The sequence below is a fragment of the Luteimonas wenzhouensis genome (genome assembly GCF_007859305.1).
GTDB lineage: Bacteria > Pseudomonadota > Gammaproteobacteria > Xanthomonadales > Xanthomonadaceae > Luteimonas > Luteimonas wenzhouensis.
In genome coordinates, this window is sequence record NZ_VOHE01000003.1 from 291,268 (window position 1) to 307,216 (window position 15,949).

Here is a 15,949-nt window from a genome sequence, read left to right on the forward strand (position 1 = left end):
CCGCCGTCCGGATCGCCCCTCACGGGGTGTTGACGGAAAGGAAAAACGGGCTAGAATGTGCGGCTCCCTTCGACGAAACGGCCTCGCGGCCGGCAAGCTGAAGGGAGGCGTCAGGACTCTCTCGCGGGGTGTTGACGAAAGCGAAAACCGCGCTATCATGTGCGGCTCCCTGAGGCGAAACGCCAACGGGTACGGAGGCAAGGCGCTGAGGCCTGTTTCCAGGATCTTTGACAGTGTGCGCAGGTGACTTGTGCGGGCGTCTGGCCGGTGGATGGTTGTCCATCTTGCAGACGTTCGAACAGAACCAAGTCGATTCAAAGCATGCAAATGCAGCGAGTAATTTGGCCTGGACGACGACTGCACTCAAAACTTTGGACTTCGGTCCGAAAATTTTAAGTGAAGAGTTTGATCCTGGCTCAGAGTGAACGCTGGCGGCAGGCCTAACACATGCAAGTCGAACGGCAGCGCAGGGGAGCTTGCTCCCCGGGCGGCGAGTGGCGGACGGGTGAGGAATACGTCGGAATCTGCCTTTTTGTGGGGGATAACGTAGGGAAACTTACGCTAATACCGCATACGACCTACGGGTGAAAGTGGGGGACCGCAAGGCCTCACGCAGAAAGATGAGCCGACGTCGGATTAGCTAGTTGGTGGGGTAATGGCCCACCAAGGCGACGATCCGTAGCTGGTCTGAGAGGATGATCAGCCACACTGGGACTGAGACACGGCCCAGACTCCTACGGGAGGCAGCAGTGGGGAATATTGGACAATGGGCGAAAGCCTGATCCAGCCATGCCGCGTGGGTGAAGAAGGCCCTCGGGTTGTAAAGCCCTTTTGTTGGGAAAGAAATCTTTCCGGTTAATACCCGGAGAGGATGACGGTACCCAAAGAATAAGCACCGGCTAACTTCGTGCCAGCAGCCGCGGTAATACGAAGGGTGCAAGCGTTACTCGGAATTACTGGGCGTAAAGCGTGCGTAGGTGGTTCGTTAAGTCTGATGTGAAAGCCCCGGGCTCAACCTGGGAATTGCATTGGATACTGGCGGGCTAGAGTACGGTAGAGGGTGGCGGAATTCCTGGTGTAGCAGTGAAATGCGTAGAGATCAGGAGGAACATCCGTGGCGAAGGCGGCCACCTGGACCAGTACTGACACTGAGGCACGAAAGCGTGGGGAGCAAACAGGATTAGATACCCTGGTAGTCCACGCCCTAAACGATGCGAACTGGATGTTGGGGGCAATCAGGCCTTCAGTATCGAAGCTAACGCGTTAAGTTCGCCGCCTGGGGAGTACGGTCGCAAGACTGAAACTCAAAGGAATTGACGGGGGCCCGCACAAGCGGTGGAGTATGTGGTTTAATTCGATGCAACGCGAAGAACCTTACCTGGCCTTGACATCCACGGAACTTTCCAGAGATGGATTGGTGCCTTCGGGAACCGTGAGACAGGTGCTGCATGGCTGTCGTCAGCTCGTGTCGTGAGATGTTGGGTTAAGTCCCGCAACGAGCGCAACCCTTGTCCTTAGTTGCCAGCACGTAATGGTGGGAACTCTAAGGAGACCGCCGGTGACAAACCGGAGGAAGGTGGGGATGACGTCAAGTCATCATGGCCCTTACGGCCAGGGCTACACACGTACTACAATGGGAAGGACAGAGGGCTGCGAACCCGCGAGGGCAAGCCAATCCCAGAAACCTTCTCTCAGTCCGGATCGGAGTCTGCAACTCGACTCCGTGAAGTCGGAATCGCTAGTAATCGCAGATCAGCATTGCTGCGGTGAATACGTTCCCGGGCCTTGTACACACCGCCCGTCACACCATGGGAGTCTGTTGCACCAGAAGCAGGTAGCCTAACCGCAAGGAGGGCGCTTGCCACGGTGTGGCCGATGACTGGGGTGAAGTCGTAACAAGGTAGCCGTATCGGAAGGTGCGGCTGGATCACCTCCTTTAGAGACCAAGACAGCTAATTGCCTGTCAGGCGTCCGCACAAGTAACCTGCACAATCCGCACAAGACAGACTGGGTCTGTAGCTCAGGTGGTTAGAGCGCACCCCTGATAAGGGTGAGGCCGGTGGTTCGAGTCCTCCCAGACCCACCACTTCGGGCCTTGGCCCAGCTGGGATGGAGTCCGCTGGCGCAGCCTGGCAGCTGGATCGCCGGCTGGCCAGGTCGCATACGGGGCCTTAGCTCAGCTGGGAGAGCACCTGCTTTGCAAGCAGGGGGTCGTCGGTTCGATCCCGACAGGCTCCACCACACTCCCCGGTCGATGCGGATTGCAGCGCACACGTCAGATTTCGAAGCCGTCCGGCAGTGGAGCCGTCCGGTGTTCTTTGAAAAACAAGGGAAGTAGCGAGCGTTTGAGACGAAACTGTCCAGACGTGTCGTAGAGGCTAAGGCGGGAGTCGAGAGATTCCTTATTTGAGTCGTTGCAATATTCGCGTCTGGAGCTTGTAACTCCAGGCACTGCAACCCCGAGGCGACTTGGGGTTATATGGTCAAGCGAATAAGCGCACACGGTGGATGCCTTGGCGGTCAGAGGCGATGAAGGACGTGGCAGCCTGCGAAAAGTGTCGGGGAGCTGGCAACAAGCTTTGATCCGGCAATGTCCGAATGGGGAAACCCACCTCGCAAGAGGTATTGCATGGTGAATCCATAGCCATGCAAGGCGAACCCGGTGAACTGAAATATCTAAGTAACCGGAGGAAAAGAAATCAACCGAGATTCCCTCAGTAGTGACGAGCGAACGGGGAACAGCCCAAAAGTCTGTATGGTTCTAGCGGAACGGCCTGGAAAGGCCGGCCATAGAAGGTGACAGCCCTGTATGCGAAAGGGCCATATGGATGAAATTGAGTAGGGCGGGGCACGAGAAACCCTGTCTGAACATGGGGGGACCATCCTCCAAGGCTAAATACTCCTGACCGACCGATAGTGAACCAGTACCGTGAGGGAAAGGCGAAAAGAACCCCGGTGAGGGGAGTGAAATAGACCCTGAAACCGTGTGCGTACAAGCAGTAGGAGCCCTTCGGGGTGACTGCGTACCTTTTGTATAATGGGTCAGCGACTTATTGTCTGTGGCGAGCTTAACCGTATAGGGGAGGCGAAGGGAAACCGAGTCTGATAAGGGCGCATAGTCGCAGGCAATAGACCCGAAACCGGGTGATCTAGTCATGCCCAGGGTGAAGGTACCGTAACAGGTACTGGAGGCCCGAACCCACTCCCGTTGCAAAGGTAGGGGATGAGGTGTGATTAGGAGTGAAAAGCTAATCGAACCCGGAGATAGCTGGTTCTCCTCGAAAGCTATTTAGGTAGCGCCTCGCATGTATCTTCCTGGGGGTAGAGCACTGTCATGGCTAGGGGGTCATCGCGACTTACCAAACCATTGCAAACTCCGAATACCAGGACAGACTGTGCGGGAGACACACGGCGGGTGCTAACGTCCGTCGTGGAAAGGGAAACAACCCAGACCCACAGCTAAGGTCCCAAATTACCGCTAAGTGGAAAACGATGTGGAAAGGCATAGACAGCCAGGAGGTTGGCTTAGAAGCAGCCACCCTTTAAAGAAAGCGTAATAGCTCACTGGTCGAGTCGGTCTGCGCGGAAGATTTAACGGGGCTAAGCGGTAAACCGAAGCTTGGGGTGCACACTCACGTGTGCGCGGTAGAGGAGCGTTCCGTAAGCCTGCGAAGGTGGGTCGAGAGGCCTGCTGGAGGTATCGGAAGTGCGAATGCTGACATGAGTAACGATAATGCGGGTGAAAAACCCGCACGCCGAAAGCCCAAGGTTTCCTTGCGCAACGTTAATCGGCGCAGGGTGAGTCGGCCCCTAAGGCGAGGCAGAAATGCGTAGTCGATGGGAAGCTGGTTAATATTCCAGCACCTCGCGCAAGTGCGATGGAGGGACGGAGAAGGTTAGGCAGGCCGGGCGTTGGTTGTCCCGGTGAGAGAGTTGAGGCGGTTCCCTTAGGCAAATCCGGGGGGACAACGTTGAGACTAAGGACGAGCCCTCTTGGGCGAAGCTGCTGATATCACGCTTCCAGGAAAAGCTCCTAAGCTTCAGCTTGCGCAGACCGTACCGTAAACCGACACAGGTGGGTAGGATGAGAATTCTCAGGCGCTTGAGAGAACTCGGGTGAAGGAACTAGGCAAAATAGCACCGTAACTTCGGGAGAAGGTGCGCCTCCTCTGGTGAATAGCTGGGGGGGGCCGAAGTGACCAGGCCGCTGCGACTGTTTATCAAAAACACAGCACTCTGCAAACACGAAAGTGGACGTATAGGGTGTGACGCCTGCCCGGTGCCGGAAGGTTAATTGATGGGGTCAGCCGCAAGGCGAAGCTCTTGATCGAAGCCCCGGTAAACGGCGGCCGTAACTATAACGGTCCTAAGGTAGCGAAATTCCTTGTCGGGTAAGTTCCGACCTGCACGAATGGCGTAACGACAGCGGCGCTGTCTCCACCCGAGACTCAGTGAAATTGAAATCGCTGTGAAGATGCAGCGTTCCCGTGGCAAGACGGTAAGACCCCGTGAACCTTTACTATAGCTTCACACTGAACGTTGAGTTCGTCTGTGTAGGATAGGTGGGAGGCTGTGAAACCCCGGCGCCAGCTGGGGCGGAGCCAACCTTGAAATACCACCCTGATGTGCTTGACGTTCTAACCTAGGCCCGTGATCCGGGTCGGGGACCGTGTGTGGTGGGTAGTTTGACTGGGGCGGTCTCCTCCCAAAGAGTAACGGAGGAGCTCGAAGGTACGCTCAGCGCGGTCGGACATCGCGCACTGTGTGCAAAGGCATAAGCGTGCTTGACTGCAAGATCGACGGATCAAGCAGGTACGAAAGTAGGACTTAGTGATCCGGTGGTTCTGTATGGAAGGGCCATCGCTCAACGGATAAAAGGTACTCCGGGGATAACAGGCTGATACCGCCCAAGCGTCCATAGCGACGGCGGTGTTTGGCACCTCGATGTCGGCTCATCACATCCTGGGGCTGTAGTCGGTCCCAAGGGTATGGCTGTTCGCCATTTAAAGTGGTACGCGAGCTGGGTTCAGAACGTCGTGAGACAGTTCGGTCCCTATCTGCCATGGGCGTTGGAGATTTGAGAGGGGCTGCTCCTAGTACGAGAGGACCGGAGTGGACGAACCTCTGGTGTTCCGGTTGTCACGCCAGTGGCACTGCCGGGTAGCTATGTTCGGAAGCGATAACCGCTGAAAGCATCTAAGCGGGAAGCGCGCCTCAAGATGAGATCTCCCGGGGCACAAGCCCCCTGAAGGAACCATCAAGACCAGGTGGTTGATAGGCTGGGTGTGTAAGTGCAGTAATGCATTGAGCTAACCAGTACTAATGATCCGTGAGGCTTGACCATATAACCTCAAGTGGCCTTGGACTCTGCGATGCGTCGCGGACGTTCGGAGCAACACGATTCGCTACTTCCCTTCCCTGCGAGAGCGTGAGCGCTGCTCCAACCGGAGCCGGCGACCCTCCACGGTCTCCCTGGTGACAATAGCTTTGTGGAACCACCCGATCCCATTCCGAACTCGGAAGTGAAACGCAAACGCGCCGATGGTAGTGTGCATTCGCATGCGAGAGTAGGTCATCGCCAGGGTCTTTATCCAAAACCCCCAGCCGAGTGCTGGGGGTTTTCTTTTGCCCGGGGTTCGCGGCCCGGACCCCGGCGATCGCGCCGACGCCGCCGAACCAAAGGCACTGCGGGAGAGCGCGGCACGTGTGCTAGCGTTCCGGCCATTCCCTTGGAGACAATCGCCATGACCAGATTCATTCCAGCGGCCGCCGCCCTGGCGCTTGCAGCAGCGGGCGTCGCGGCCGGCCCGGCCCAGGCCGAAGGAGCGCGCGCGGTGTCCGATCCGTACCAGTGGCTCGAAGGCGTCGAGGACCCGAAGGCGCTCGAGTGGGTGAAGCAGCAGAACGCGAAGGCCGAGGCTGAACTGGCCGGTACGCCGGAGTTCCGCCGGCTCGAGTCCGAACTGCTGGCGATCTACGATTCCGACGACAAGATCCCGGCCGTCTACAAGCAGGGCGACTGGTACTACAACTTCTGGCGCGACCGGAACAACCCGCGCGGCGTCTGGCGGCGCACCACCCTGGACGAGTACCGCAAGCCGCGCCCGCAGTGGGAGGTGCTGATCGACCTCGATGCGTTGAACCAGGCCGAGGGCGAGAACTGGGTCTGGCACGGCGCCGACTGCCTGCGCCCCGACTACACCCGTTGCCTGGTCGCCCTGTCGCGCGGCGGCGCGGACGCGGACGTGACCCGCGAGTTCGACCTGTCGACCAAGTCCTGGGTGGAAGACGGATTTTTCCGCGACGAGGCCAAGGGCGCGCTGCAGTGGATCGACCGCGACACCGTGTACGCCTTCACCGACTTCGGCGAAGGCTCGCTTACCAGCTCGGGTTACCCGCGCATCGTCAAGGAGTGGAAGCGTGGCACCCCGCTCGCCGAGGCAAGGGTGGTGTATGAGGGCCAGGACGGCGACATGTACATTTCCGCCGGACGCGACCACACGCCGGGCTTCGAGCGCGACTTCGTGGTCCGCACCATCGCGTTCTACAACGACGAGCTCTACCTGCGCAACGCGGACGGCAGCCTGAGCAAGGTCGATGCGCCGAATTCGGCGCAGAAGTCGGTGCGGCGCGAGTGGATCGCCCTGGAGCTGCGCGAGCCGTGGACGGTCGGTGGCCGGACCTACCAGGCCGGTTCGCTGCTGGCGGCGAGGTTCGACGACTTCATGGCCGGCAAGCGCGAGTTCGAGGTCCTGTTCGAGCCCACCGACACCACCTCGCTGGCGGGCGCGTCGTTCACCCGCAACCACCTGGTGCTCAACGTCCTGGATGACGTGAAGAACCGCCTGTTCGTGCTGACCCCGGGCACGGACGGCTGGAGCCGGCGGCCGCTCGCCGGCCTGCCCGAGTTCGGCACCGTCTCGGCCCAGGCGGTGGACGCGGACCAGTCCGATGCCCTGTGGATCACCGTCACCGACTTTCTCACCCCGACCACGCTCATGCTGGGCGACGCGGGCGAGGGCGCGGCCGCGCCGGAGGTGCTCAAGACCATGCCGGCGTTCTTCGACGCCTCCAGGCACGTGGTCGAGCAGCACTTCGCCACTTCGAAGGACGGCACCCGCGTGCCCTATTTCCTGGTGCGGCCGAAGGACCTGGCCTACGACGGCAGCAATCCCACCCTGCTGTACGGCTACGGCGGCTTCGAGATCTCGCTCACGCCGGGCTATTCGGGCGGCGTCGGCAAGGGCTGGCTGGAGAAGGGCGGCGTGTACGCGGTGGCCAACATTCGCGGCGGAGGCGAGTACGGCCCGCGCTGGCACCAGGCCGCGCTCAAGCAGAACCGCCACCGGGCCTACGAGGACTTCGCGGCGGTCGCGCAGGACCTGATCGATCGCAGGATCACCTCGCCCGCGCACCTGGGCATCCGCGGCGGAAGCAACGGCGGCCTGCTCACCGGCAACATGCTGGTGCAGTACCCGGAGCTGTTCGGCGCGGTCGTGATCCAGGTGCCGCTGCTCGACATGCAGCGCTACAACAAGCTGCTGGCCGGTGCGTCGTGGATGGCCGAGTACGGCGATCCGGACAAGCCTGAGGAGTGGGAGTTCATCCGCACCTTCTCGCCCTACCACCTGTTCGACCCGTCGAAGGACTACCCGCCGACGCTGCTGCTCACCTCCACCCGCGACGACCGCGTGCATCCCGGGCATGCGCGCAAGATGATGGCGAAGATGCTCGAGGCCGGTAAGGACGTGCGCTACTACGAGAACATCGAAGGCGGCCACGGCGGCGCCGCGGACAACCGCCAGGCCGCGCACATGGACGCGCTGTACCTGACCTTCCTCTGGCAGCAGCTCGCGCGCAGGTAACCCCCCGCCGTCCCCGGGTCGCAGCCCGGGGACGGCAAGCGCCCCTCCCGGCAGACCCACGATGAAGACCGCACTGCTGATTGCGACCACGATCCTCATGACCCTTTCCCATCCCACCGCGCACGCCGCGGATCCCACGCCCCCCGACGTTGAAAAGCGCCCCCACGTCGTGCGTGCCCCGCACGGCGCCGAGCGCCAGGACGAGTACTACTGGCTGCGCGACGACAAGCGCGAGGATCCGGCGATGCTGGCCTACCTGGAGGCCGAGAACGCCTACGCCGACCAGGTGATGGCGCCGTTGCGGCCGGTGCAGGAGCAGCTCTACTCGGAGATTGTCGGTCGCATCAAGCAGGACGACAGCTCGGTCCCGGTGCGCGAGCGCGGCTGGTGGTACTACGCCCGCTACGAGACCGGCAGGGACTATCCCATCCACGCCCGCCGCAAGGACGGCCCGGGGGTCGACGCGGTCTCGATCCAGCGCGCCAACGAGGCCGGCGATTTCGCCGGAGAAGAGATCCTGCTCGACGTCAACAAGCTCGCCGAGGGCAAGGACTACTACGCCGTCGGCGCGCTCGAGGTCAGCCAGGACAACACCATCATGGCCTGGGCCGACGACACCAACGGCCGCCGCCAGTACACCTTCCGCTTCCGCAACCTCGTCACGGGCGAGGACTACCCCGAGGAGATCAAGGGGACGTCCGGCGACCTCGTGTTCACCGACGACGCGCGGGTCGTGCTCTACGTCGAGAACGATCCGGAGACCCTGCTCACCAAGCGGGTCAAGCGCCACGTCATCGGAACCGACCCGGCCACGGACGCCGTGGTCTACGAGGAGCCGGACGACAGCTACTACATGGGCATCGACCGCACCCGCGACGACCGCTACATCGTCATCGGCGTGAGCAGCACGGTGTCCGACGAACTGCGTTACGCGCCGGCCGCGGACCCGCGCGAGTTCACCGTGCTGGCGCCGCGCGAGCGCGACCTGGAGTACAGCGCCGACCACCTCGACGGGCGCTGGGTGATCCTGACCAACGCCGACGGCGCGAAGAACTTCAAGCTGGTCCAGGCGCCGAGCGGCTCCCGCGACCGGCGCGACTGGCAGGACGTGGTCGGCCACGACCCCGACGTGCTGCTCGAGGACTTCGAGCTGTTCGACAGCTTCATCGCGCTGGGCGAGCGTTCGCAGGGACTGGAGCGCGTGCGCATCCTGCGCGCCGACGGCAGCGCCGAGTACGTCAAGGCCGACGAACCGGCCTATTCGATGGGTCTGGCCGCCAACAGCGAGCACACCACCACGCGCCTGCGCTACACCTACACCTCGCTGACCACGCCCGCCACCACCTACGAGCTGGACGTGGCCACCGGCGAGCGCCGCCTCCTCAAGCAGCAGCCGGTGATCGGCTACGATGCCACGCAGTACGTCACCGAGCGGGTGTGGGCGCCGGCGCGCGACGGCGAGAAGATCCCGGTCTCGCTGGTGTACCGGAAGGGTTACGCGAAGGACGGCACCGCGGCCCTGCTGCAGTACGCCTACGGCAGCTACGGGATCTCCTCCGACCCCGGCTTCAGCGTCACCGCGATCAGCCTGCTCGACCGTGGCGTGGTCTACGCCATCGCCCACATCCGCGGCGGCCAGGAACTGGGACGGCGCTGGTACGAGGACGGCAAGCTGCTGAAGAAGGTCAATACCTTCACCGACTTCATCGACGTCACCGACTTCCTGGTGGCCGAGGGCTACGCGGCGAAGGACCGCGTCGCCGCCTACGGTGGCAGCGCCGGCGGCCTGCTGATGGGCGCGGTGGCGAACATGGCGCCGGACAGGTACCGCGTGATCCTGTCCCAGGTCCCGTTCGTGGACGTGGTCACCACGATGCTCGACCCGAGCATCCCGCTGACCACCAACGAGTACGACGAGTGGGGCAACCCGGAGCAGCGGGAGTACTACGACTACATGGTCACGTACTCGCCCTACGACAACCTCAAGGCCCAGGCGTATCCGGCGATGTTCGTCGGCACCGGCCTGTGGGACTCGCAGGTGCAGTACTGGGAGCCGGCCAAGTACGTGGCGCGGCTGCGCGACCTCGACACCGGCGATGCGCCGGTGGTGTTCCGCATCAACATGGAAGCCGGGCACGGCGGCAAGTCGGGCCGTTTCCGCCGCTTCCGGGAACAGGCCGAGATGTACGCGTTCATGCTCGACCAGCTCGGAGTGAAGTAGGGCGGGCGCGGCGGACGGCGGTTAGGATGGCCGCATGCGTCCGCCGCGCCGCCTCCGCTGGGCCTGGTGGCTGTTGGCCTACGCCAGCCTGGGCCTCGGCCTGCTCGGCATGTTCCTGCCGGTGCTGCCGACCGTCCCGTTCATCCTGCTGGCCGCGTTCGCCGCGGCGCGCGGTTCGCAGCGCCTGCACCACAGGCTGCTCGCCGACCCGCGGTTCGGGCCGATGATCCGCGACTGGCAGGCGGGACGGACGATCCGGCGCCGCGCCAAGTGGATGGCGACCTGGACCATGTTCGCCTCGACCCTGGTCCTGGTGGCGGTCGTGCTGGCGACCGGCAGCGGCCGCTGGTGGGTGGTGGCGCTGCCGGTGGCCTGCATGGCGGCGGTCGCGACCTGGCTGTGGCGGCGGCCTGAACCGCCCGGTGGCGACGGCTGAGGGCGCACCGGCGGGACTCGTGCTCGCCCCGCGGCCCGGGCTACACTGCCGGCATGCGCAGATCCTCCCTGCTCCTCGCGCCGCTGGCGCTGCTGCTCGCCCTGGGCCTCGCCGCGTGCGGCAACAAGGGGCCGCTGGTCTACGCGCCGCTGCCCGCCGCCGAGGAGGTGGACGAGGCCGACGGGTCCGGCCGGGCGGACGAAGCCGGGGAAGGCGCGGAAAGCGATCCGGCCGGTGCCGACCAGGCCCTGCCGCCGGTCGACGGCGTGCCGCCCGCTCCGCTGCCCGCGGACGACGACGCCGCTTGAGCCGGTGGCCGTGACCGCCCCCCTGACGCCGCGGCACGTGATGACGCGATCGCCGCTGCGCTTCACCAAGATGCACGGAGCCGGCAACGACTTCGTGGTGATCGACCTGCGCGATGGCGCCGCGCCACCGGCGCCGGAGCGCTGCCGCGCCCTGGCCGACCGCCGCACCGGCGTGGGTTGCGACCAGATCCTGACCATCGAACCGCCCGCCAGCGCCGGCGCGGTGGCCGGCTACCGCATCTGGAACGCCGACGGCTCGGCCTCGGGCCAGTGCGGCAATGGCGCGCGCTGCGTGGCCGCCTGGCTGGTCCGCGACGGCGCCGCCCGGGGGCCGCGTTTCGTGCTCGACAGTCCCGCCGGCGTGCACGCGGTGGACGTGCTCGGCGGCGACCGCTATCGCGTCGCCATGGGCCGGCCGCGGTTCGCGCCGGCGCAGGTGCCGATGGCGGGGATCGAGCGCGAGGAGGTCCGCTACGAGGTCGTGCTGCCCGGAATCGGCACGCTGGGCCTGGGCGCGGTCTCGATGGGCAATCCGCACGCGGTGCTCGAGGTCGAGGACGTCGACCGGGCCGAGGTCGGGACGGTCGGGCCGGCACTGCAGGCCTCGGGCCTGTTCCCGGAATCGGCAAACATCGGCTTCGCCCAGGTGGTCGACCGCGGGCGGATCCGCTTGCGCGTGTACGAGCGCGGCGTGGGCGAGACGCTGGCCTGCGGCAGTGGTGCCTGCGCCGCGGTCGCGGTCCTGGCGCGTGCCGGGCGGGTCGACCGCGACGTGGCGGTGGCCCTGCCGGGCGGCGAACTCCGGATCACATGGCCGGACGAAGGCGCAGAGGTGCTGATGGCGGGGCCGGCCGCATTCGTTTTCGAAGGGGAATGGATCCAATGAGCAACGGCGAGTCACTCGGCGCGCACGAAGTCGCGGCCTGGCTGCGGCGGCACCCGACGTTCCTGCAGCAGTTTCCGGACCTGGCGCTGAGCCTGGTGGTGCCGCGCGAGGACGGGCCCGCGGCATCGCTGGCCAGCTACCAGCTGGAGGTGCTGCGCGACAAGAACCGCGAACTCTCGCGGCGGCTGCACGACCTGTTCGCGATCTCGCAGGAGAACGAGCGGCTGGCGGTGCGCACCCACCAGCTGACCCTGGCGCTGATGCGCCAGAGCGACCCGGCCGGGGTGGTACGGGCCATGGCCGCCACCCTGGAGGAGGATTTCGACGGCGACCTGGTGCGCGTGGTCCTGTTCCGTCCGGTGGACGGGCTCGGCGGGGAGCCGTGGCTGCAGGTGATCGAGCGCGACGATGCGGTGCTGCAACCCTTCGCCGACGCGCTGCGCTCGGGCGAGCCGCTGTGCGGGCGCCTGCACCCGGACAAGCACGCGCTGCTGTACGCGGCGCGTTCCGACGAGGTCCAGTCCAGCGCGCTGCTGGCGCTGGAAGGCACCGGGCTGGTGGCCGTGGGCAGCGCCGATCCGAACCGCTTCTACCCGGGCATGGGCACGCTGTTCCTGCGCATGATGGGAGAGGCGTTCGAGGTCGCGCTGCGGCGCTTCGATGGCTGACCGGCGGCCGGCCGCCGGTCGTGCGCGCGAGCGCGCGCCGCCGCGACCGCCGGCGGACCTTCCGCCGCCGTTCGCCGACTACCTCGCCCACCTGCAGGTGGAGCGCCGTGCATCGCCGCACACGCTCGCCAACTATCGCCGCGATCTGGAGGCGCTGGTGGCGTGGGCGGCGGAGGCGGGGGTGGACGCCGCCGCGCCCGCGGAAGCCGACGTCCGCGCCTTCGTCGCGTCCGAGCACCGGCGCGGGCTGTCGCCGCGCAGCCTGCAGCGGCGGCTGTCGGCGGTGCGCGGCTTCTACCGCTGGCGGCTGCGGCACGGCCACCTGGCGGCCAATCCCGCCGCTGGGGTCCGCGCGCCCAAGGCGCCGCGCAAGCTGCCCCAGGTGCTGGACCCGGACGAGGCCCGGACCCTGGTGGAGGTGCCGACCGACGCCCCGCTCGGGCTGCGCGACCGGGCGATGCTGGAACTGTTCTATTCCTCGGGACTGCGCCTGTCGGAGCTGTGCGCGCTGCGCTGGCGCGACCTGCACCTGGACGAGGGCCTGGTGGACGTGGCCGGCAAGGGCGGCCGCGAGCGCATCGTCCCGGTCGGCTCGTACGCGCGCCGGGCGTTGCGCGAATGGCGCGCCGAAAGCCGCGGCGAGGACGACGCGCCGGTGTTCCCGGGCCGTGGTGGACGGCCGATCAGCCCGCGCGCGGTGCAGCTGCGCATGCGCCAGCTGGCCCAGCGCCAGGGCCTGTTCAAGCGCGTGCACCCGCACCTGCTGCGGCACTCCTTCGCCAGCCACGTGCTCGAGTCCTCCGGCGACCTGCGCGGCGTGCAGGAGCTGCTCGGCCATGCCGACATCGCCACCACCCAGATCTATACCCACCTGGACTTCGGCCACCTGTCGAAGGTCTACGACGCGGCGCATCCGCGCGCACGGCGGCGCAAGGGCTAGCGCGCCCGCCGGCTTGACCTGGATCACGGCGGCCCCGCCTGCGCCGGGCGAGGATGAGGCATGGTCGAGACCATCCAGGGGTGGCGCTGCATCGGTTGCGGCAAGGTCGAGGCACCGGCGCCGTGCATCGGCGTGTGCGAGGACCGGCGGGTGGAACTGGTGCTGGCGCAGGATTACGCGGAACTGGCCTGGCGGGTCCGGGAACTGGAGGCGGCGCTCGCGCTGGTCGCCCGGGTGACGCCTACCGCCGGCGGACTCGAGGCGTCCTGGCGCGCATTCCAGGAGCGCGCCCGGCGGCTGCTGGACGCCGGAACGCCAGGTTCCTGAGCGGGCGCGGGCGCGCGGCCGGCCTGGGCTTGATCGCGCCCGCCGCGCCCCTATGTCTTGGACACCCGCCGTCCGGAGGCCCCATGGATCCCAGCCAGAACCCCAACGTGTTCCACGCCACCACGATCCTGTCGGTGCGCCGCGACGGCAAGGTGGCCGTGGCCGGCGACGGCCAGGTCACCGTCGGGCACACGGTGATGAAGGCCAATGCGCGCAAGGTGCGTCGGCTGGGCAAGGACGGGCAGGTGCTGGCGGGCTTCGCCGGGGCCGCGGCCGATGCGTTCACCCTGTTCGAGTTGTTCGAGTCCAAGCTCGAGAAGCACGGCCAGCTGCAGCGCGCCGCGGTCGAGATGGCCAAGGACTGGCGCACCGAACGCCGCTTCGGCAAGCTCGAGGCGCTGCTGGCGGTGGCCGACCGGGAAACGTCGCTGGTCATCAGCGGCACCGGCGACGTGATCGAGCCCGAGGACGGCATCATCGCCATCGGCTCGGGCGGCAGCTATGCGCTGTCGGCCGCCCGCGCGCTGCTCGCGCACACGCAGCTCGACGCGCGCGCGATCGCCACCGAGGCGCTGGCCATCGCCGGCGACATCTGCATCTACACCAACCGCAACGTGGTGGTCGAAGAACTGTGAGCGCAGTCCGGCGCGGGTTGCTCCCCCCGTCGCTCGCGGCGCAGGCGCGGCCCCCGGCCGCCGCGACCCGGGCCGGGGGCGGTCGCCGCGCCGCCGCTTCCCGCCCTTCCCCGCGAACCACCCGCCAGCCACAGGCCCCCCGCCCATGACCGACCCCGCATCCTCCTCCACCATGACCCCGCGCGAGATCGTGCAGGAGCTCGATCGCCACATCATCGGCCAGCAGACGGCCAAGCGCGCGGTCGCGATCGCGCTGCGTAACCGCTGGCGCCGTGCGCAGCTGCCCGACGAGCTGCGCAACGAGGTGATGCCCAAGAACATCCTGATGATCGGCCCGACCGGCGTGGGCAAGACCGAGATCGCGCGCCGCCTGGCCACGCTGGCCAACGCGCCGTTCGTGAAGGTGGAGGCCACCCGCTTCACCGAGGTCGGCTACGTCGGCAAGGACGTCGAGCAGATCATCCGCGACCTGGCCGACACCGCGGTCAAGCTCTACCGCGAGCAGGCCAAGAAGAAGGTGCGTACCCAGGCCGAGGAGCGCGCCGAGGAGCGCATCCTCGACGCCCTGCTGCCGCGGCGCGAGACCTCGCCGCCGGCGTTCGGTTTCGGCGTGCAGGCCGCCACCGTGGACATCGGCGCCGAACCGTCCGCGCAGGAATCCGAGACCCGGCAGAAGCTGCGCCGCCAGCTGCGCGCCGGCGAGCTGGACGAGCGCGAGATCGAACTCGAGCTGTCCACCGGCATCGGCGTCGACATCATGACCCCGCCCGGCATGGAGGAGATGGGCCAGCAGTTGCGGCAGATGTTCTCCAGCCTCGGCGGCGGCAAGACCCATGCCCGCAAGCTCACCATCAGGGCCGCGCGTCCGCAGCTCATCGAGGAGGAAGCGGCGAAGCTGGTGAACGAGGACGAGGTGCGCGAGGCCGCGATCGAGGCCTGCGAGCAGCACGGCATCGTGTTCATCGACGAGATCGACAAGGTGGCCCGCCGCAACGAGGGCGTGGGCGCCGACGTCAGCCGTGAAGGCGTGCAGCGCGACCTGCTGCCGCTGGTGGAGGGCTCCACGGTCAACACCCGGTACGGCCCGGTGAAGACCGACCACGTCCTGTTCATCGCCTCCGGCGCGTTCCACCTGGCCAAGCCCAGCGACCTGATCCCGGAACTGCAGGGCCGCTTCCCGATCCGGGTGGAGCTGTCCGCGCTGTCCAAGGACGACTTCGTGCGCATCCTCACCGAGCCGCGCGCGGCCCTGACCCGGCAGTACGTGGAGCTGCTCAGGACCGAGGGCGTGGAACTGGAGTTCACCGCCGACGCGGTGGAACGGGTGGCCGAGATCGCCGCCCAGGTCAACGAGCGCCAGGAAAACATCGGCGCGCGCCGCCTGCACACCGTGCTCGAACGGCTGCTCGACACGCTCAGCTACGAGGCGCCCGACCGCGACGGCACCCGGGTGACGATCGACCGCGCCTACGTCGATGCGCAGCTGGGCGACCTGCTGCAGGATCCGGACCTGAGCCGCTACATCCTCTGACCGGCATCGGCCGGCGGCCGCGTCCGGGCCGGGTCCGGGCGCGCCGCGCCGGCCGTACCGGATCCTGAACCGGGGGCGTGGGGCGGGTTTGTCGCCGCCGGCCGACAGGCTATGTTTCCAGCGCCTGCACGG

At 66.1% G+C, this 15,949-nt stretch carries 10 protein-coding genes, 2 tRNA genes and 3 rRNA genes; all 15 read left to right on the top strand.

The window, feature by feature from the left end:
* Positions 1-393 precede the first annotated feature (393 nt).
* The 15 genes from FQY79_RS07730 to hslU all read left to right on the top strand — a co-directional run bounded on the left by FQY79_RS07730 (position 394) and on the right by hslU (position 15,817).
* Positions 394-1,938: ribosomal RNA gene (locus tag FQY79_RS07730) — 16S ribosomal RNA — on the top strand.
* 71 nt (positions 1,939-2,009) lie between these two features.
* Positions 2,010-2,086, top strand: a tRNA-Ile gene (locus tag FQY79_RS07735).
* Between the two features lie 79 nt (positions 2,087-2,165).
* Positions 2,166-2,241, top strand: a tRNA-Ala gene (locus tag FQY79_RS07740).
* Between the two features lie 240 nt (positions 2,242-2,481).
* A 23S ribosomal RNA gene (locus FQY79_RS07745) occupies positions 2,482-5,344 on the top strand.
* 127 nt (positions 5,345-5,471) lie between these two features.
* Positions 5,472-5,584, top strand: a 5S ribosomal RNA gene (gene rrf / locus FQY79_RS07750).
* Together the 16S, 23S and 5S rRNA genes with 2 tRNA genes alongside form the textbook arrangement of a ribosomal RNA operon.
* 160 nt (positions 5,585-5,744) lie before the next feature.
* Positions 5,745-7,865 (top strand): prolyl oligopeptidase family serine peptidase, encoded by a 2,121-nt coding sequence (locus tag FQY79_RS07755; protein ID WP_146312337.1) that lies wholly within the window; start codon positions 5,745-5,747, stop codon positions 7,863-7,865.
* 61 nt (positions 7,866-7,926) lie between these two features.
* Positions 7,927-10,086, top strand: coding sequence for a S9 family peptidase (locus FQY79_RS07760; RefSeq protein WP_246123040.1), 2,160 nt, complete (start codon positions 7,927-7,929; stop codon positions 10,084-10,086).
* A gap of 34 nt (positions 10,087-10,120) precedes the next feature.
* Positions 10,121-10,522, top strand: coding sequence for a YbaN family protein (locus FQY79_RS07765; RefSeq protein ID WP_146312338.1), 402 nt, complete (start codon positions 10,121-10,123; stop codon positions 10,520-10,522).
* 53 nt (positions 10,523-10,575) lie between these two features.
* Entirely contained in the window at positions 10,576-10,830 is a 255-nt protein-coding gene (lptM, locus tag FQY79_RS07770; RefSeq protein ID WP_146312339.1) for an LPS translocon maturation chaperone LptM, read from the top strand.
* Positions 10,831-10,870: 40 nt separating this feature from the next.
* Complete coding sequence (gene dapF, locus FQY79_RS07775) at positions 10,871-11,716, top strand: diaminopimelate epimerase (RefSeq protein WP_146312534.1); 846 nt, start codon at positions 10,871-10,873, stop codon at positions 11,714-11,716.
* Entirely contained in the window at positions 11,704-12,384 is a 681-nt protein-coding gene (locus tag FQY79_RS07780) for a DUF484 family protein (protein ID WP_146312340.1), read from the top strand. The genes dapF and FQY79_RS07780 overlap by 13 nt, the downstream gene beginning before the upstream one ends.
* Entirely contained in the window at positions 12,377-13,324 is a 948-nt protein-coding gene (gene xerC / locus FQY79_RS07785) for a tyrosine recombinase XerC (RefSeq protein ID WP_146312341.1), read from the top strand. Before FQY79_RS07780 ends, xerC begins: the two co-directional genes overlap by 8 nt.
* Before the next feature lie 60 nt (positions 13,325-13,384).
* Positions 13,385-13,651, top strand: coding sequence for a hypothetical protein (locus tag FQY79_RS07790; protein WP_146312342.1), 267 nt, complete (start codon positions 13,385-13,387; stop codon positions 13,649-13,651).
* Positions 13,652-13,734: 83 nt separating this feature from the next.
* The gene (hslV, locus tag FQY79_RS07795; RefSeq protein ID WP_146312343.1) at positions 13,735-14,286 is read left to right on the top strand and encodes an ATP-dependent protease subunit HslV; all 552 of its coding nucleotides are present in this window, start codon (positions 13,735-13,737) and stop codon (positions 14,284-14,286) included.
* A 145-nt stretch (positions 14,287-14,431) separates the two neighbouring features.
* Positions 14,432-15,817 (top strand): ATP-dependent protease ATPase subunit HslU, encoded by a 1,386-nt coding sequence (hslU, locus tag FQY79_RS07805; RefSeq protein WP_146312344.1) that lies wholly within the window; start codon positions 14,432-14,434, stop codon positions 15,815-15,817.
* Positions 15,818-15,949 lie beyond the last annotated feature (132 nt).